This window comes from Nostoc favosum CHAB5714, assembly GCF_020829495.1.
GTDB classification, from domain to species: domain Bacteria; phylum Cyanobacteriota; class Cyanobacteriia; order Cyanobacteriales; family Nostocaceae; genus Nostoc; species Nostoc favosum.
This window is the reverse complement of the sequence record NZ_JAIVFQ010000029.1, coordinates 33693-51215: the sequence shown is the minus strand read 5'-3', so window position 1 is coordinate 51215 and position 17523 is coordinate 33693. Positions and strand designations below refer to the sequence as shown.

Below are 17523 nucleotides of genomic sequence, written 5' to 3'. Positions count from 1 at the left end.
AACGTTTATAGGACTTACGCAAATTGAACGTATTTTCGTCATTGCAAGCAAAGCGATGTCTACGACGGGCTACGCCCAATACCGTTCGGATAAGCAGGGGAGGCTCTTGAGGCTCTTGAGGCTCTTGAGGAAAGAAGGTTATTGTTCAGCAATTCTTCTCTCAAGAACAGCTTCTCTTCTCCCCCTGCTCAAGAACAGCCTGCCTCAACCAAAAAATTCCTTAACCGAACGGTATTGGGGCTACGCCTACTAAGGGACTTCCAACTAAAAAAATATCCTATCGCGGTGTAGGCAGGGGGAGAAAGAAAAATATTATCTGAGTAAATTGGATAATTTATTTTCTGGAAGTCCCTAAAGGTAGATTCTTTGCGTCTTTGCGCCTTTACGCGAAACAAAATTCATCCGATTAATCAGCAACGCCGATTTTTGCAGCTTTTAGCTTTTAACAAGGGCTGCGATCGCAGCTACCAGTTTGGCAGGATCGGCTGGTTTAGCAATGTGGAGTTGAAATCCGGCTGTAAAAACCTGTTTTTGTGTCGTTTCTGCGGCGTAAGCAGTTAGGGCGATCGCGGGAATTTGTCCACCTAAATTGGCGGGCATTGCTCGTAACTTTCTGATCAAAGTGTAACCGTCAAGATTTGGCATACCTAAATCGCTTAACAGCAAATCTGGCTTTGACTGCATAATTGCAGTAAGTGCTTCAGTGGCAGATGCTGCGATCGTCACGATTGCTCCCTGCTGTTCTAATAGAAAAGCCAGAAACTCACGGGTATCAGCATTATCATCTACAACTAACAAACGTATTCCTTCTAGTGGAGCATAAAGCATACAGGATGGATAGGAATCGTCTAATACATTGTGATTTTCCCTTCCTAATTCCAGATGTTGAAACACGGGTAGGGTAACTGTAAATGTCGCACCTTGCCCTTCTCCTAAGCTCTCTGCCAAAACTGTACCGCCATGTAACTCGACAAGTTGGCGCACAATCGCCAAACCAAGTCCTAGTCCACCAAAACTTCTGGTTGTACGACTATCTGCCTGACGGAAATACTCAAATACGTGTGGCAGAAAGTCAGGACTAATACCTTTACCCGTGTCAGTAACTCTCAGTTCTACCTCAGAACTAATCTGTTCTAAGTAGACTTCAACCTGTCCACCGGATGGTGTGAATTTAACAGCGTTAGAGAGCAGATTCCAAATAATTTGTTGAATACGATTACTATCACCCTTCACCTGTCCAATTTCTCTATCCAAATGAAGATTAATTTGAATAGATTTTGCTTCTGCTGCTAATTGCACTGTCTCTAAGGCAGCTTCAATAGTAAAAACAAGATTAACCGTTTCTAAATTAAGTGCTAGCTTGCCCTGGAGAATGCGAGAGATATCCAACAAATCTTCAATCAACTGAGCTTGTAGTTCAGCATTTCGTTCGATTGTCTCAAGGGCACGCACAGTAGTAGCTTCGTTTAATGAGCGATTTTTCAGTAGCTTTGCCCAGCCCAAAATTGGATTAAGAGGAGAACGAAGTTCATGAGAAACAATTGCTAAAAATTCATCTTTAATTCGGTTTGCTGTCTCAGCAGCTTCTTTCGCCTGTTGACGTTGTTCTGCTATTGCTAGAGCCTGATCGCGTAGATTTTTATATTCTTGAACTCGGAACGTTAAATCTGTCAAATCTTCAATTGAAAACAGAGCATAAAATCTATCTCCATCCAACGCAGACACAGCAGTAACAGTTGTGTGTTGAATACGGTATTTATCTTTGGATATAGGTACTGGAATGATATACTTATGTAGTTGAGAAGAAAAAATTGTCGGAGGCCCGCCTTGAAAAATTTGGTACAAACGGCTAGCATAACGAGGTTGATTCAGATGAGGAAAATATTCATGAATAGAATTTCCCAAAATCTGGCTTTTCGGAATTTTTGTCCATTCCTCTAAGCAGCAGTTCCAGAAGATAACAATATAATCTGACTGTAGAACAAAAGCTCCTAAAGGAATTTTATCTAAAAGGCTAAATTTTTCCTGAGCTTGTTCAATTATATTCATTGTATTCTCAAAGTTTTTTAAGACTTTTTTCACCGATTTTTGCTAATATTATATTATTGGATTATTCCAATTTCCTCATTCATTGCATTGATGAGCGCATCAAAAGTACCCACTAGAAAGATTAAAATAATATCTCCGATAATTTCTAAGCGTTCAATTGTGAAACTAGCTTGTGCCAGTAAGATTTTTGAATCGCTCTCGTATGCAGATAATAATAAATTTTCAAGGGTATCTTCTAAATAAACGGGCAATGTGTAGTTTAGATGCCTCTTTAGCACATTACTGAGTGAACCCATTACCCCATTTATGACAATGTTACCAATTTCGCTCAGAGTGCCAATTTTCACCGTATCTAGGTCAGCCGATCCTGGCTTTTCGCCTGTAAGGACTGCAACCAATGTTGATGCGCTGTCAGTTGGAAAAATTAAGCTAGCAGTGCCATAGAAAGAGCCTGTAAAGCGTAGTTTTACCGATGCTAAAGTATCATCATGAAATCGTTTTGTTAATTCTTGATAGGCATCGGTAGCAGTTAACACTTTAACAACCGGAATTTTCAGACGAATGTGAGAGTCTACCATTTCATTAAGTAGGCTTGCTGCTCGACCGACTCCAATATTAATTAACTCTTGCAGGGCATCCAGTTCTTCTTCTGTCACATTCATGAAAACTTATTCCTTGGTATTAAGAACTTGCTGGACTGCCTTTCGCAATTCACTTTCTTTAGGCGGTTTATTAATAAAGTTGACTGCCCCCAAGTTATAACTTTGATTGCGTGCCCCATCTTGGATATCGGCAGAAATGATAATGGTCGGAATTTTTAATTCTTTATCTTGCATAGCTTTCAGAAATTCAAACCCATTCATATCTGGCATGAGAAGATCCGCTAATACACAATTTGGCTTATGGTTGTAAACCATTTCTAATCCCTCACGCCCATTAGTTGCTTCGATAATTTCATAACCATCGATTTGCAGAAACTTACGGATCATTCTGCGAGAAAAAGCTGCATCATCGATAATCAAAACCATTGCCATCAGCTTTATCCTTTTATGCTTTAGCTTAATAATTCTTGATTTAGACTAATTAGCCTATATTATTAATTAAAAATAATCAATTAAATAATAAATAAATATAATTTTACAATTATCAATAATGAGAGTTTCGGAAAAATTATCAAACTCGCTAAAACTATAATGGTATGCTGGGGAGCTAAAATTATTAATAATGGGAACTTTTAAAATTTTGTTAAGTATTTAAAATTCGGTCTAATTCCAGCTTTCCTATCCGTTGCCAACGCACAATTGTTGTGTGTTGGATATCGGTTACTTGCTGGATTTCTCGCACGCTTATGGCATTAAGATACATTTTGAGGTATACCTGCTTGACATCGTTTGAGTAGTACCAAGGTTGGTAAAATTAGAGAAACTGACGTTAGCGTTCGCGTAGCGTCTCGTAGAGAAGCGGGGCGGAACGCACGTCGCATTGTTTGCACTTGTAACACTGTCTGTCTTGACGACGACTATTGTTGAAAGTTTAAGTTGAATGGCAACGAGAACATTGCCTGTCTTTTAACTATATCATTAGGGCAAATATAATGTCTTCAACCGGAGAAAAGCCAAACATCTCTCTTTAGATAGAGATTGGTGAGGTGGAATATTAAATTAGTATTAAAGTAAAATATATAAAACTTTACTTTATTAACCAATGGAGTTAAATGAAATTGACGATGATATAGAAGCATTTCTCGTTGAAAGCTATGAGAACTTGAATCAAATTGAAGGCGATATTATTGAGCTAGAGAAAGCATCTGGTAATGGAGAAGCATTAGTTCGGATTTATCGCTCACTCCATACGCTTAAAGGAAATTGCGGTTTTTTACCGTTTCCTAATTTAGAATCACTTGCTCATGCTGGAGAGAATTTGCTCTCGTGTCTGCGCGATCGCCAGCTAGCAATCACCCCTGACATTATTAGTACTTTACTACAAACAGTTGACAGCATTCGGCAAATTCTGTCTCAAATTCAAGCTACAAAGCATGAGGGCGATCGCGATTATTCAGCAATAATTGGGGCTTTAACCCAATTGTCAGAAACTAAACAGACTCCAAAAGCCTCTCAATCTGTTAATACCCAAACGCCACAAATAGATGCAGAAGCTCAAAAAGATCCAGCAGGTAGTGAGTCTGTTGAGTCTTTCAATCACGAACTCACAGAAATATCAACTTCGACAACATCAGAATCTGCTTATATCCGAGTCAATGTTAATCTGCTAGATCAGATGATGAACCTAGTGGGTGAACTCGTTTTAGCGCGTAACCAGGTAATCGGATTTAGTACGAAGTTTAAGGATAATGGTTTTGCTGCTACCTGCCAGCACCTGAGCCTACTTACAGCCGAGTTGCAAGAAGGGGTGATGAAAACTCGCCTGCAACCAATTAGTTCCATTTGGCAAAAGTTTCCTCGCGTCACCCGCGATTTAGCGATCGCTTCCGGTAAAGAAGTTGAAGTAGAGATGGAGGGGGCAGATACTGAACTAGACAAAAGTATTATTGAAACAATTAAAGACCCCTTGACGCACTTATTACGCAACTGCATCGATCATGGAATTGAATTACCAGCCGAGCGGGTTGCTTGTGGAAAGCCAAGCTTAGGACGGCTATTTCTCAGAGCCTTTCACGAAAGCGGCAAAGTCAATATTGAAATTGGCGATGATGGTCGCGGTCTGAATTTAGAACGGCTGAAAGGGCGAGCGCAGCAACTTGGTTTAGTGAGCGCTGTGCAGGCTGCAACCATGAGCGAGTCAGAAGCGATGAACTTAATTTTTTTATCCGGCTTCTCGACTGCTGAACAGGTAACTCACCTTTCCGGGCGAGGGGTTGGGATGGATATTGTCAAGAGTAATATTGAGAAGATTAACGGAACGGTTGAAATTTACAGCCAACAGGGACAAGGAACGACTTTTAAAATCAAGATTCCCTTGACATTGGCAATTATTCCAGCATTGATTGTCACTAGTGGGGGCGATCGCTATGCTATTTCCCAAGCGAGTCTACAAGAGCTAGTACGCCTAGAAGCACTCAATAGTATTGAGATATTATACGATGTGCCTGTGTATCGCTTGCGGGGTAATCTTGTACCCTTGATTTATCTCAACGAAGTATTGCAACAGGATAGTGTCAGCAACTTAGAAACGCTCAGTCTGGTAATTGTGCAAGTTGATAATTATCGCTTTGGACTGGTCGTAGACACAATTGAAGACATTCAAGATATTGTAGTTAAACCTTTAGGAAGACAGTTAAAGGCACTATCCCTATTTGCAGGAGCCACCGTTTTAGGAGATGGCACAGTGGCATTAATTATTGATGTTGTCGGTCTGGCAAACCGAACTGGTATAACCGCCAAACAAAAGCAATTGTTGAGCGAAAATGCTGCAAATAGCCAAGAGCAAGGAGGCTCACGCCAAACAATTTTGCTGTTTGAGGGCCCCCAAGGCGCACGCATGGGCATTCCACTAGCGCTCGCATTTCGGCTCGAAGAAATTCTTGCTTCTGCTGTCGAAAAAGTGGCTAATCAGGATGTCTTCCAGTCTTACGGTCAAATTCTGCCGCTAATTGATCTTCACAAGATATTTTGCGATGGCGATCGTAATCACCTTAATGATCAGGCTTTGGCGACAGTTGCAGAAACGCTCCAGATAATTATTGTCTCTCCATACTCAGAACTCAGTGTTGGGCTAGTGGTCGATCGTATTCTTGATATTGTGGAAGAACCACTAACCATTAAAGGTATCCCTAGTAGACCTGGTGTGCTTTTCTGTGCTGTAATTCAAAGACAAATCACAGAAATTCTTGACATTGAGACTGTAATTCGGATTGCTAACCCTCATTTGCTGCAACTAGCGACTCATGGCTGAACAACAAATTTGCACATTTTTTCTCAAAGGAGTTTACTTTGGTATTGACGTGCAACACGTTCAAGAAGTGATTCGTCCACAAGCAATGACTCGTGTACCTTTGGCACCACCAGATATCTGTGGGTTGATTAATTTACGTGGACAAATTATTACTGTCATCGATTTGCAGCGTCGATTAGAGATGAGCGAACCGCAGACACAATCAACTACAAAACTTGTAGATGAGCCTGACTTTTCAAGCTATGTGGAAAAACCAACGCGAAACCTAACCCCCCAACCCCCTTCCCTACCAGGGAAGGGGGAGAATTCAAAGCCTCTCTCCTTCAAGGAGAGAGGTTTGGAGAGAGGCTTTCCAAATCACGTGAAAAGTCAGGTAGATGCAGCCCAGGGATTTAATATCATTGTGTGTTCTGATCATGAAGTAGTCAGTCTGCTGGTCGATTATGTGGGAGATGTTTTAGAGTTCGCACAAAACACCTTTCAACCCCCACCCGCAACGTTAAAAGGTAGAATGCGTCAGATGCTAGCAGGAGCTTACCCGCTCCCAGACGGATTTCTGTTAGTTCTAGACGCCGAGAAAATTCTAGATGTTAATTTAACAAATTAGATTATCGAGTAATTAATTTAGGAGCGCTTTGCAATGACTACAAATCGGGCTGGGAAAACAGCCAACTCTAAATCTCCCTCGGTGGATAGTGCAGATTCGCAACCGACCGATGACAGTGTGATAAAAGTGCAATTGCAAGCGTTACTAATAGCACTTAAGGCTGCAAAAAACGGTGATTTTACCGTCCGTTTGGCTGATGAGAATAATCAACTGGGTGAAATAACCTCAGTTTTTAATGAATTGGTGAGTTTAAATCAAAACTTTGCTAACGAAGTTAATCGCTTGGCATCCGAGATTGGTATCCAAGGGAAGCTTGGTTCTCAAGCCGTTGTCAAAGCAGCAGGTGGGAGTTGGAAAGAATCGCTCGACAACTTGAATCAGATGTCTACAAATTTAAGAGAGCAGATAAAAGGTATTAATGAGGTCAGCCTTGCCGTTGCTCAAGGAAATTTGTCCAAGCAAATCGAGGCAAGCAATGCAGGAGAGTTTAAGCAGCTCACGGATAATGCAAATCAGATGATTAGCAGCCTGAGGTCTTCAATCAGACAGATGACAGAGGTGGCAACAGCAGTTGCGTCTTCGGCAGAAGAACTGACCGCAGTCAGCAAAGAAATGACTGAGAACGCCGAACAAACAGCCGAACAGGCCACTTCTGCATCCGCCTCTGCTGAACAAGTAAGTCAGAATACCAATACAGTTGTGACTGCCGTGGAAGAGATGAATGCTAGCATTCGAGAAATTGCTAAGACCGTTACTGAAGGAGCAAAAGTCACGACTGAGGCAGTTAAAACGGCTGACCGCACAAACGAGACAATTAACAAACTCGGTCAAAGCAGCATCGAAATTGGCAAAGTTATTAAAGTCATTACCTCGATCGCAGGGCAAACAAACTTGCTAGCACTCAATGCTACGATTGAGGCGGCTAGAGCCGGGGATGCAGGTAGAGGATTTGCCGTAGTCGCAAACGAGGTGAAAGAATTAGCCAAACAAACGGCAAGTGCTACTGAAGATATTAGCTTGCGAATTGAAGCAATTCAGACAGATACAAAAAGCGCCGTTCAAGCCATCACTCAGATTACTAGTATTATCAATCAAATCAACGACTTCCAAAGCACCATCGCCACCGCTATTGAGGAACAAACTGCAACTACAAATGAAATTGGTCGAAATATGGCTGAGGCAGCCAAAGGAACATCAGATATTGCCAAAAGTATTGGAATTGTGGCACTTAATACTCAAAGTACGACTACTGGAACTAGTAATACCTTAGAGGCAGCCACAGAACTATCCCGAATGGCAGTAGATTTGCAGAAAGTCGTCAATCAGTTCAAATATTAAGAGGAGGCAGGGGGCAGGGGGCAGGGGGAGCAGGGGAGGCAGGGGAGGCAGGGGAGGCAGGGGGAGATTAACGATTCATCAACCAAGGTAATGGATGATTAATCATATTTACTAGACCAGATAAAACTTGGTTGTAACTTGCGTAAAGCTCTCGTCCTGTTTGCACATCCATATAGTTGCATTTGACGGCAAATTCAATCCAAGTTTGAGTTTCAGATGCCTCAGCCTCACAATCATTCAACTTAGCTACAAATGCTGCCTCATAACGGCGTTTCCGCCAAGCTTCTGCCATGTTCGCACATACAGAGCGAGAAGAACGACGAATTTGGTCAGTTAAAGAATATCGTTCTTCCACAGGAAACTTTTTTGATAGCTCAAAAATTTTCATTGCTGTTTCAAAGGCAATTTTATAAATTCCCAAGTCTTTATGGTCTTTAATAGCTTCTTTAGTCATTGTCTTGCCTCCTCTGCTCCCCCTGCCTCCCCTGCCTCCCCTGCTCCCCCTGCCCCCTGCCCCCTGCCTCCCCTGCCTCCCCTGCCTCCCCTGCCCCCTGCCTCCATTCCCCAATCCCCAGTCCCCAATGCCCAAAATCCGGGTACTCGTTGTTGATGACGCCGTTGTAGTACGGAGTCGATTAAGTAAAATTTTGTCTAGCGATCCAGAACTGGAGGTGGTAGGAGTCGCGGCTAATGGTCGCATTGCTCTTGCCAAGATTTCCCATGTTAATCCCGATGTCATCATCCTGGATATTGAGATGCCGGAGATGGATGGTTTGCAAACTCTGTCGGCTATCCGACAAAAGTATCCACGTTTACCAGTGATTATGTACAGTACCTTCACACGCAGTGGAGCGATCGCAACGCTGGAAGCTCTTTCTTTAGGTGCTTCAGACTATGCCACAAAACCTAGTAACTTAGGAAGTGTAGAGGCAGCAACCCAACATATTCGGGATGATTTAATTCCTAAAATTAAGGTATTTGGTGGATTTTTCACACCCAGCAGAATTACCCATCCAGTTGTTTTTCCCGTTCGTAGCGATATACAGCAGGTGGAGGTTGTGGCAATTGGGGTTTCTACCGGAGGCCCAAATGCTCTGGCTGTAGTGCTTAAGCAGTTTCCAGCAGATTTATCAGTGCCGATTTTGATTGTGCAACACATGCCGCCAATGTTTACAAAACTACTAGCTAAACAATTAGCTTCCAAGTGTCACATCCCAGTAGATGAAGCGGTTTCTGGACAGATATTAAAACCAGGACATGCCTGGATTGCACCAGGAGATTTTCATCTAATTGTGCAACGCGACAAAACTGGGGTTAGACTTGCTACCCATCAAGCATCTCCCGAAAATTCCTGTCGTCCTTCAGTCGATGTGCTGTTGCGATCGGTTGCACGGGTTTATGGTGCTGGGGCGATCGCAGTTATCCTCACGGGTATGGGGCAAGATGGGTTACATGGCTGTCGGTGCATACGGGAGGCGGGTGGACAGGTACTTGCACAAGACAAAGCTACTAGTGTCGTGTGGGGAATGCCTGGTTTTGTCGTTAATGCCGGGCTTGCCGATCAAATTCTTCCGCTTAACCAAATCGCAGATGAAATTATGCACAGAATTCGTTTCAATCAAGTTCCTCTTTCAGACCTGTAATGACACAGATTATGGGTGTAAGCACCACTGATTTTGAGTATCTTCGTCAATTAGTTCACGATCATTCAGCCGTTGTGTTGTTTGGTGATAAAACTTATTTAGCAGAGTTACATTTGCAGCCAATTGTCGAATCGGCAGGATTCGCTGACATCCCTGATTTGGTTACTTACTTGCGAACTCAGCCGTTTAATAGTCTTCACGTCCAGACAATCGAGGCACTAGTCACTAACGAAACCTCATTCTTCCGTGATAGCCACCCTTTTAAAGCACTGAAAGAATACGTGCTACCAGAGTTAATTAAACAACGAGCAATTGAGCGATCGCTCAACATTTGGTGTGCTGCCTGCTCTAATGGACAAGAACCTTATAGCATCGCCATATTAATTCATGAACATTTTCCCATGCTTACCAATTGGTCGCACAAGCTAATTGCGACTGATTTTTCTACTAAGGTTTTAGCGCGGGCCCGCGAAGGGCATTATAACCGACTTGAAATGAATCGTGGACTATCTAAAAATATTCGCGATCGCTACTTTCACAAGCTAGATTCTGACTGGCAAATAAAGGAACACATTCGCCAGATGGTTGATTTTCGTCAGTTAAATCTTTTGCAATCTTGGTCATCTCTGCCGCAATTCGATGTTATCTTTTTACGGAATGTTTTAATCTACTTTGATGTTGTTACCAAGAAAGCCTTGCTAAAAAAGATCAAGCAGCAATTAAGGCCAGATGGCTACTTGTTTCTTGGTAGCGGTGAAACGACTATCAGCCTAGATGAATCATTTAAGCGGGTTTTATTTGACAAGGCTATCTGCTATCGATTGCACAATCCTGATGTTAAAATTGCCGATTGAGTTAAAAATCAGCAAACTGCTGTTTCCCGACATTCCCCTCATAATCATTAAGGGTTTTCACGGCATCTGGAAAACCTCACTTCTATTTCTCTCTTCCTTTAAGGAGAGAGACTTTGAATTTTCCCCCTTCCCGCCACGGGTTGGGGGTTAGGGGGTTAGATTTTTGGTGGACTTTTCCACATAACGTGAAAAGTCAGCATAATCATTAAGGGTTTTGACAAAATATTGACAGTCACAAGTTATACCAATTCAAAATTCAAATTACTCCTCTACTTTCTTAAGAGCATCAGGCTTGTGAGCAGCTTGTTTTCCTGTCTTATCACTTTCAACTAAGTACTCAGGGTTATCTTCACTTGCAGCAATATGGTGTTCTTTAATATCTGTAGGTGAAGTTAGTTTCTTTACTACTTTGCCAGTTGTCTTGCCTTGTGAAGTGTTCCATTCAACCCGATCGCCCTTTTTGAATTGTTCAGCCACATTCATCTCCTATTTGATGTTTTATACACCTACTAAGGTCACATTATGTCTGCGACTGGAAAAGCAGCCATCATTCTAGTGATAGAGAAAAAATCCCTTATAAAGCCAGTATAAGATGAAAAAATTAGGCGATCGCTCCAACCACCTTGATACAAAAGCTGTGCGAACGCCTGATAATGAAAAAAGATTAAGCTGCATTCAAAAAACTCTCAATGAGCCAGACTAGCCTAAATTTAGTTGCAATATCTATCTTTCTGATGACTGTATCGGTACTGCTGGGGCCATTCTTGAATTTATCACCAGCAGTACCGGCGATCGCTACCTTCGCTATTTTGGGAATAGCCACTTTTGACAGTTTTAGCTTGCAAGGCAAGGGTGGTACTATCTTTTTAGATTGGATTGCTGGATTTTCAAGTGAACACCGCGATCGCATCGTCCACCACGAAGCAGGGCATTTCTTGGTTGCTTACCTGTTAGGTATTCCCGTTAGCGGTTACACCCTCAGCGCTTGGGAAGCCTGGAAACAGGGTCAACCTGGGCAAGGCGGCGTTAGCTTTGATGACGGCGAATTAGCATCTCAACTAGAAGTGGGTAAAATCAGTGCCCAAATGCTAGACCGCTACTGCACTGTTTGGATGGCGGGTATTGCTGCTGAAACCCTAGTTTTTAATAATGCTGAGGGGGGATCTGATGATAAAAATAAGCTGATAGGAGTCTTGACAATTTTGGGATTTTCTGAATCAGTTTATCAGCAGAAATTGCGGTTTCATACCCTGCAAGCAAAAACCCTACTGGAAGAAAATCGCTCTAGCTACGAGGCTTTAGTTAATGCCATGCGACAACGTACTTCGGTAGAAGATTGTCATGCAAAGTTAGGAGTTAGGAGTTAGGAGTTAGGAGTTAGGAGTTAGGAGTTTGGAGTTAGGAGTTTGGAGTTTGGAGTGGGGGAGGTAGGGGAGAAGAGAATAACTATTGATTATTGCCCAATTCCCAATTCCCAATTCCCAATTCCCAATTCCCAATTTTAAGAAGAAACAACTTTTAGATGTGGGACATGACATAAATAGTTCGAGGCAATAACCCGATTACGCCCAGTAGTTTTAGCTTGTAGCAAGCATTGATCGGCACGATGTAACAGACTTACTCCTTGATCGTCATCCTCAGTTTGCAGACAGGCTGTGCCGAGACTAATGGTGATATTAATTATCAGTTTATTGCTGAGTGAAAATGGTTCTTCCCTGACTACCCGATTAAGACGACGGGCGACGACTACTGCTTCCTCATCGTTAGTGGAAGCCAGAAGAATCACAAATTCTTCGCCACCATAGCGAAATGCTGTGTCTTGACAGCGCAGATTGTGTCGCAGACGCTTACATAGCAGCTGTAAGATGCGATCGCCAACTAAATGCCCGTGAGTATCGTTAACTTTTTTGAAATGATCTACATCCAGAATAATCAAACTCATGGAAGTCTTTTGACTCCTAGCTTTTTTTATTTGCCTGGGTAAGTCCCATTCTAAAGCACGACGATTATTTAATTCTGTCAAGGAATCAGATAAAGCGATCGCTGATAACATATCATTTGTCCGAATCAAATCTCGGTATTTTTGTGCTTTTCGCAAGCCAACAGTCAATTGAGCAAGTATTAGTTCATGATTGGCGGTCAATTCTGCCAAGCTATGGTCTGTTTTTTCATCAAGAAGATGCCAAATATAAGCATCGGCTCCTTGCTTGAGTGCCGCAGCACTCATCTCTAATTCCCTGTGCCAACCCTTATTTCTATCAATAAGCTGCTGGGGACGATCCTCGAAGAGAATACAGTATATCCAGGATAGTTTTGCCTGGTCTTTCAACCAACTGCAAAGTTCCATACTGCCATCCAGACTAGCCTGCACAAGTATTATATCGGGGGGCGTAATTTCAATCCGCGACACTGCCTGATTAAGATTGTCTATAACTTCTACACTAAAAGCAGTCGCATAACGGATCTGATCTGGAAGTGTAGCGATAAAGTTATTTTTTCCCAAGACCAGAATAGACATATTCATTGCTTTATTTTTTACCCTATTTAACTTTTAAAGAGATTAACTTTTTAAGACTTGCTGCTCTTGTTGGGTAATACCAAATATGATCTTTTAGGTTGAGTTATATTTGCTGATATATTATTTGTTCGCAGAATTAGAAGATTTTTACAATAGTAATGTCCTCTTTAGACTTTATTTTTACTACTACCGTTTCTGAAACCTCCTCTTCTGACAACTAATGTCTTCTTTACAGTATTTTTTTTAAACAGTAAAAATACTGAATATTATTGAGATGTATAAAAACTGTTTCTGTACTTTCTTAAGTGTTCTTCTCCTCAACTAATTACTAAAATAAATAATTTGTAATAACTGTCATATTAAGCAGATAATTTTATCCCTAAGTAGAAAAATAAATAACTTATAACTTTTTTCCATTTAATTATACAAGCCAAAAGTTTTTCATTGAAGGATAAATGTTATTAACCAAACAGTAGTTAAGCCTTTTTCTTTAAAGAATAGGCTTTTATGAAGTATCAAGGTAGGGGTTGAATTGCAAAAAAATGCGAATTAAATAGATAGCAAAAGTTACCACTACTAAGGCAGTAAGCTTATAGCACTAACCTACCCTACAATTCCAGAGTTAATTTTTAAGGTAAAAATTCACAATTTAAGTGAAGTTCCACAATGTGTTGGTAGAAAACATAAATGGTTTCTGTATACACTTTTGCGATGTTGGTTTATTTACTTAATTCACATCTTTTTTTTGTTTACCGCAACCTCATAAATCTAGAAGACAAAGCTAAATAAAAGAGTTTATGTTAAAACCTGCTCCTAATGTGGGGAAATTAGTTCAATTTTGCCCGGAGAAAGGGCGGAAAAAATATAAAAAATTTTGTTAGCGTACCCTAAAATATGAAATTCTCAACTTCTGTGAAAAGCTAGAACCCGATCAATAACCCTCAACAGCAGAACCAGCAGCAACAATTACCTGTTTGATTGACTCTTCAGAAGCTGCGGATTCCACCGTGACAGTTTTAGCATTACAGCAGTTTTCATGTATTTCAACCACATCTGTCGTAAGGGCACAGCAATGCTGTGCCCCTACCGCGTGGTCTATTTACCTGAAAATAGCTGTAACATCAATATCCATCTTAGCCTCAGGTTCCATAACGTGGATTGATTCAGTAATTATTTCTGCACATCTCTCACAAGCAATATTTGATACTTTCAGTTTTAGTGCCATTTGCTACCCTAGTATGGGATTTTTAAAGTATCTCTTAAGGATTAATTTTAAAGATCAAAATGCGATGTCTACGACGGGCTATTGGGCGTCGCGCATCCTGCCAGAGTCGGATTATGGTGTAAAAGCTTCCTAATCGCTGCATTTTGCTCACCGACTGGCACAATTCGCTGGCAGTAATATGAAACAAAATGCAAGAATATATAAAGCTATTTATGAAAATACACTTACCTAGTGCCGCTACGCCCAAGTCTGTAAAGTCTAAAGTTAAAAACACCCATGTCTTCAAATCCCCAGTACCTAAGCGGTAACGAAATTCGCAACATATTTCTCGACTTCTTTGCCCAACGGAATCACCAAATTCTCCCAAGTGCCTCCCTCGTGCCAGAAGACCCAACCGTGCTGCTGACGATCGCGGGGATGCTACCATTTAAGCCGATATTCTTGGGGCAGCGCACACCAGAATTTAAGCGGGCTACGACTTCGCAAAAGTGTATCCGCACCAACGATATCGAAAATGTCGGACGCACCAAACGACATCACACGTTTTTTGAGATGCTGGGCAATTTCAGCTTTGGTGATTATTTTAAAGAACAAGCGATCGCTTGGGGTTGGGAAATCTCTACACAAGTCTTTGGCTTCTCACCAAACAATCTTGTCGTCAGCGTTTTTGAAGATGATGATGAAGCTTTTGGCATTTGGCGCGATCAAATCGGTGTGCCGATAGCGAGAATTAAACGCTTGGGCGAAGATGATAACTTTTGGGTATCTGGGCCGACTGGGCCTTGTGGGCCTTGTTCAGAAATTTATTACGACTTCCACCCAGAACGGGGTGACGAAAATATAGATTTAGAAGACGATTCCCGGTTCATCGAGTTTTACAACCTCGTGTTCATGCAATATAACCGGGATGCGTCAGGCAATTTAACGCCACTGCAAAACAAGAACATCGACACCGGCATGGGTTTGGAGAGAATGGCGCAAATTCTCCAAAAAGTACCCAATAACTACGAAACTGACCTGATTTTCCCAATTATCCAAACAGCCGCGCAAATTGCTGGCATTGATTACCACAAAAGTGATGAAAAAACCAAAGTTTCTCTAAAAGTCATTGGTGATCACGTTCGTTCTGTTGTCCACATGATCGCCGATGAAATTCGCGCCTCCAACGTAGGACGGGGTTATGTGCTGCGGCGGTTAATTCGGCGCGTGGTGCGTCATGGGCGATTAATTGGGATTTCTGGCGAATTTACTACCCAAGTTGCCGAAACTGCGATCGCTCTTTCTGAATCAGCTTACCCCAATGTGCGTCAACGGGAAGCCGCAATTAAAGCTGAGTTGCAACGGGAAGAATCGAATTTCCTCACAACTCTCGACAGAGGCGAAAAACTACTGGAGGAAATCGTCCAAGAACTGAAACAGCAAGGAAGCACCCAAATCAGTGGTAAAAGTGCCTTTAAACTTTACGACACCTACGGTTTCCCACTCGAACTTACTCAGGAAATTGCTACTGAAAATGACCTCACAGTTGATGTTGAGGGATTTGAGGTAGAAATGGAAATCCAAAAAGGACGTGGTAGAGATGCACACGAAACCATCGATTTAACTGTGCAAGGTTCCCTGGACAAATTGGCAGAACACATCCAAGTCACCGAGTTTTTAGGCTATACCCAACCTGCGACGACGGCGAAAGTCGAAGCGATTTTGGTAGAAGGTGTTTCTCAAGAGGAAGCAGAAGCGGGGACAGAGGTGCAAATAGTCCTTGACAAAACGCCATTTTATGCTGAATCCGGGGGACAAATTGGCGATCGCGGTTATATCTCTGGTGATGGAATCGTAGTTCGGGTGGAAGATGTGAAGAAAGAATCTGATTTCTTTGTTCACTTCGGACGCATCGAACGCGGTACACTGCGCGTAGGCGATAATGTAACCGCTCAAATTGATCCGGCTTGTCGCCGTCGCGCCCAAGCTAACCATACCGCAACGCACCTGTTGCAAGCGGCTTTGAAAAAAATTGTTGATGATAGCATATCTCAAGCTGGTTCCTTAGTATCCTTTGATAGGTTGCGCTTTGACTTCAACTGTCCCCGCGCGTTGACAGCAGAGGAAGTGCAACAAATTGAAGAACAGGTGAACACTTGGATTGCTGAAGCACATGCTGCAAAAGTGGAAGTATTACCTTTAGCAGAGGCGAAAGCTAGGGGTGCTGTTGCGATGTTCGGCGAAAAATACGGCGAGGAAGTGCGGGTGATTGACTTCCCTAGCGTATCAATGGAACTATGCGGTGGAACTCATGTGAGTAATACGGCTGAAATTGGCGTATTTAAAATTATTTCCGAAGCTGGTGTGGCTTCTGGGGTGCGGCGCATTGAAGCTGTTTCGGGGCCAGCAATACTAGATTATCTCAACCTGCGGGATAAAGTAGTTAAAGATTTGAGCGATCGCTTTAAAGTTAAACCCGAAGAATTGCCAGACAGAATCACAAGTCTGCAAAGCGAACTGAGAAATAGCCAAAAGGAATTGGAAACCTTGAAGGTACAGTTAGCGATCGCAAAATCTGACAGCTTGCTGCAAACAGCCGAAACGGTAGGCGATTCTAAAATTATTGTCGCCCAATTAGAAGATGTTGATCCAGAATCATTGAAAACCGCAGCCGAACGCTTACTGCAAAAAATCGGTAATGGTGCGGTGGTGCTGGGTTCTGTTCCTGAAGAGGGGAAAGTTAGTATAGTTGCAGCTTTTAGTTCAGAAGTGAACAAAAAAGGTCTGCAAGCTGGTAAATTTGTGGGTGCGATCGCTAAAATCTGCGGTGGCGGTGGCGGTGGAAGACCGAACTTAGCCCAAGCAGGCGGACGCGATGCAACTAAATTACCAGAAGCGTTGGAACAAGCGGAAAGTGAGTTAAAGTCCGCTTTAGAGCCTTTTTGATGTTGCTTGGGCAACTCACCTCAATTCGACCCACCCACAACAATCCTTCCTCATTGAGCACTCGTTGTACTTCTCTTAATCCGGCTATCTGCCGATATATCAGACTCAATACTACTGCCATCATGATTGGCAATGTCAGTATCCGCTCGCACAATTTTTTCTTGTCTTTGCCTTCACATAGTTTGAGTGGCTTGAAGCTGCGTGGTGATAGCAATAGACCTCTTGCAAAAGTCCTTAACACCCCACCCCCAACCCCTCCCCAAAGCATCGGGGAGGGGAGCGTTTGCTTTACTCAAATGCGGGGTGGGGTTCTTTATTTTTGATTTATGCAAGAGGTCTAATGAATATAGTTGTTTTTCGATTTATTCTATTGGCGGCGCTGGTACATGTTTTTGTTGCCGCAAGTCTGGGTTTCCTTTTCGCACTGGGCGTTTTGTACTCATGATGTATCA

The 17523-nt window shown here is 42.3% G+C and carries 13 protein-coding genes and 2 pseudogenes; 7 read left to right on the top strand and 8 right to left on the bottom strand.

Annotated elements, in window-relative coordinates; genetic code table 11:
• Positions 1–435: 435 nt before the first annotated feature.
• Genes LC586_RS19395 through LC586_RS19385 form a run of 3 tightly spaced genes read right to left on the bottom strand, consistent with a single transcriptional unit; the run spans position 436 to position 3083 of the window.
• Positions 436–2049 carry a hybrid sensor histidine kinase/response regulator gene (locus LC586_RS19395; RefSeq protein ID WP_229486356.1) on the bottom strand — a complete coding sequence of 538 codons (1614 nt, stop codon included), beginning with the start codon at positions 2047–2049 and terminating at the stop codon, positions 436–438.
• A 53-nt stretch (positions 2050–2102) separates the two neighbouring features.
• A complete protein-coding gene (locus LC586_RS19390; protein WP_229486355.1) occupies positions 2103–2711 on the bottom strand; it encodes a chemotaxis protein CheC in 609 nt (202 codons plus the stop codon).
• 6 nt (positions 2712–2717) lie between these two features.
• A complete protein-coding gene (locus LC586_RS19385; RefSeq protein ID WP_229486354.1) occupies positions 2718–3083 on the bottom strand; it encodes a response regulator in 366 nt (121 codons plus the stop codon).
• Positions 3084–3753: 670 nt separating this feature from the next.
• On the opposite strand from LC586_RS19385, the gene LC586_RS19380 reads away from it, so the two are divergent.
• The 3 genes from LC586_RS19380 to LC586_RS19370 are packed head-to-tail and all read left to right on the top strand — an operon-like array spanning position 3754 to position 7906.
• Positions 3754–5961 (top strand): chemotaxis protein CheA, encoded by a 2208-nt coding sequence (locus LC586_RS19380; RefSeq protein ID WP_229486353.1) that lies wholly within the window; start codon positions 3754–3756, stop codon positions 5959–5961.
• Entirely contained in the window at positions 5954–6568 is a 615-nt protein-coding gene (locus LC586_RS19375; protein ID WP_229486352.1) for a chemotaxis protein CheW, read from the top strand. The genes LC586_RS19380 and LC586_RS19375 overlap by 8 nt, the downstream gene beginning before the upstream one ends.
• A gap of 33 nt (positions 6569–6601) precedes the next feature.
• The gene (locus LC586_RS19370; RefSeq protein ID WP_229486351.1) at positions 6602–7906 is read left to right on the top strand and encodes a methyl-accepting chemotaxis protein; all 1305 of its coding nucleotides are present in this window, start codon (positions 6602–6604) and stop codon (positions 7904–7906) included.
• A gap of 67 nt (positions 7907–7973) precedes the next feature.
• Here the strand turns inward: LC586_RS19370 and LC586_RS19365 are convergent, their stop codons facing one another.
• Positions 7974–8360 (bottom strand): four helix bundle protein, encoded by a 387-nt coding sequence (locus LC586_RS19365; protein ID WP_229486350.1) that lies wholly within the window; start codon positions 8358–8360, stop codon positions 7974–7976.
• A gap of 127 nt (positions 8361–8487) precedes the next feature.
• Between LC586_RS19365 and LC586_RS19360 the strand changes: the two genes are divergently transcribed.
• Both LC586_RS19360 and LC586_RS19355 read left to right on the top strand, forming a co-directional pair.
• Positions 8488–9549 carry a protein-glutamate methylesterase/protein-glutamine glutaminase gene (locus LC586_RS19360; RefSeq protein ID WP_229486349.1) on the top strand — a complete coding sequence of 354 codons (1062 nt, stop codon included), beginning with the start codon at positions 8488–8490 and terminating at the stop codon, positions 9547–9549.
• Positions 9549–10403: a CheR family methyltransferase gene (locus tag LC586_RS19355; RefSeq protein WP_229486348.1), complete on the top strand. Its 855-nt coding sequence runs from the start codon at positions 9549–9551 to the stop codon at positions 10401–10403. The genes LC586_RS19360 and LC586_RS19355 overlap by 1 nt, the downstream gene beginning before the upstream one ends.
• A gap of 261 nt (positions 10404–10664) precedes the next feature.
• Here LC586_RS19355 and LC586_RS19350 read toward each other — a convergent pair whose 3' ends face one another.
• Positions 10665–10880, bottom strand: a complete 216-nt coding sequence (locus tag LC586_RS19350) for a hypervirulence associated TUDOR domain-containing protein (RefSeq protein ID WP_094348753.1) — start codon at positions 10878–10880, stop codon at positions 10665–10667.
• 212 nt (positions 10881–11092) lie between these two features.
• On the opposite strand from LC586_RS19350, the gene LC586_RS19345 reads away from it, so the two are divergent.
• Positions 11093–11770: an ATP-dependent Zn protease gene (locus LC586_RS19345; RefSeq protein ID WP_229486347.1), complete on the top strand. Its 678-nt coding sequence runs from the start codon at positions 11093–11095 to the stop codon at positions 11768–11770.
• Between the two features lie 134 nt (positions 11771–11904).
• On the opposite strand, the gene LC586_RS19340 is transcribed toward LC586_RS19345, so the two are convergent.
• Complete coding sequence (locus LC586_RS19340; RefSeq protein ID WP_229486346.1) at positions 11905–12927, bottom strand: GGDEF domain-containing protein; 1023 nt, start codon at positions 12925–12927, stop codon at positions 11905–11907.
• Positions 12928–13852: 925 nt separating this feature from the next.
• A pseudogene (locus LC586_RS41170) lies at positions 13853–14146 on the bottom strand (copper chaperone).
• 276 nt (positions 14147–14422) lie between these two features.
• Between LC586_RS41170 and alaS the strand changes: the two are divergent.
• On the top strand, positions 14423–17071 hold the full coding sequence (gene alaS / locus LC586_RS19330; protein WP_229486344.1) for an alanine--tRNA ligase: 2649 nt from the start codon (positions 14423–14425) through the stop codon (positions 17069–17071).
• Here the strand turns inward: alaS and LC586_RS19325 are convergent.
• Positions 17060–17285: pseudogene (locus tag LC586_RS19325) on the bottom strand (IS4 family transposase); the annotation flags it as partial. The gene alaS and the pseudogene LC586_RS19325 sit on opposite strands and share 12 nt — an antisense overlap.
• Positions 17286–17523: the final 238 nt, after the last annotated feature.

Coding starts and splice junctions, on each gene's coding strand:
- LC586_RS19365 (WP_229486350.1), bottom strand. CDS start 8,360: ATGACTAAAGAAGCTATTAAAGACCATAAAGACTTGGGAATTTATAAA.
- LC586_RS19370 (WP_229486351.1), top strand. CDS start 6,602: ATGACTACAAATCGGGCTGGGAAAACAGCCAACTCTAAATCTCCCTCG.
- LC586_RS19385 (WP_229486354.1), bottom strand. CDS start 3,083: ATGGCAATGGTTTTGATTATCGATGATGCAGCTTTTTCTCGCAGAATG.
- LC586_RS19395 (WP_229486356.1), bottom strand. CDS start 2,049: ATGAATATAATTGAACAAGCTCAGGAAAAATTTAGCCTTTTAGATAAA.
- LC586_RS19340 (WP_229486346.1), bottom strand. CDS start 12,927: ATGAATATGTCTATTCTGGTCTTGGGAAAAAATAACTTTATCGCTACA.
- LC586_RS19375 (WP_229486352.1), top strand. CDS start 5,954: ATGGCTGAACAACAAATTTGCACATTTTTTCTCAAAGGAGTTTACTTT.
- LC586_RS19380 (WP_229486353.1), top strand. CDS start 3,754: ATGGAGTTAAATGAAATTGACGATGATATAGAAGCATTTCTCGTTGAA.
- LC586_RS19355 (WP_229486348.1), top strand. CDS start 9,549: ATGACACAGATTATGGGTGTAAGCACCACTGATTTTGAGTATCTTCGT.
- LC586_RS19390 (WP_229486355.1), bottom strand. CDS start 2,711: ATGAATGTGACAGAAGAAGAACTGGATGCCCTGCAAGAGTTAATTAAT.
- alaS (WP_229486344.1), top strand. CDS start 14,423: ATGTCTTCAAATCCCCAGTACCTAAGCGGTAACGAAATTCGCAACATA.
- LC586_RS19360 (WP_229486349.1), top strand. CDS start 8,488: ATGCCCAAAATCCGGGTACTCGTTGTTGATGACGCCGTTGTAGTACGG.
- LC586_RS19345 (WP_229486347.1), top strand. CDS start 11,093: ATGAGCCAGACTAGCCTAAATTTAGTTGCAATATCTATCTTTCTGATG.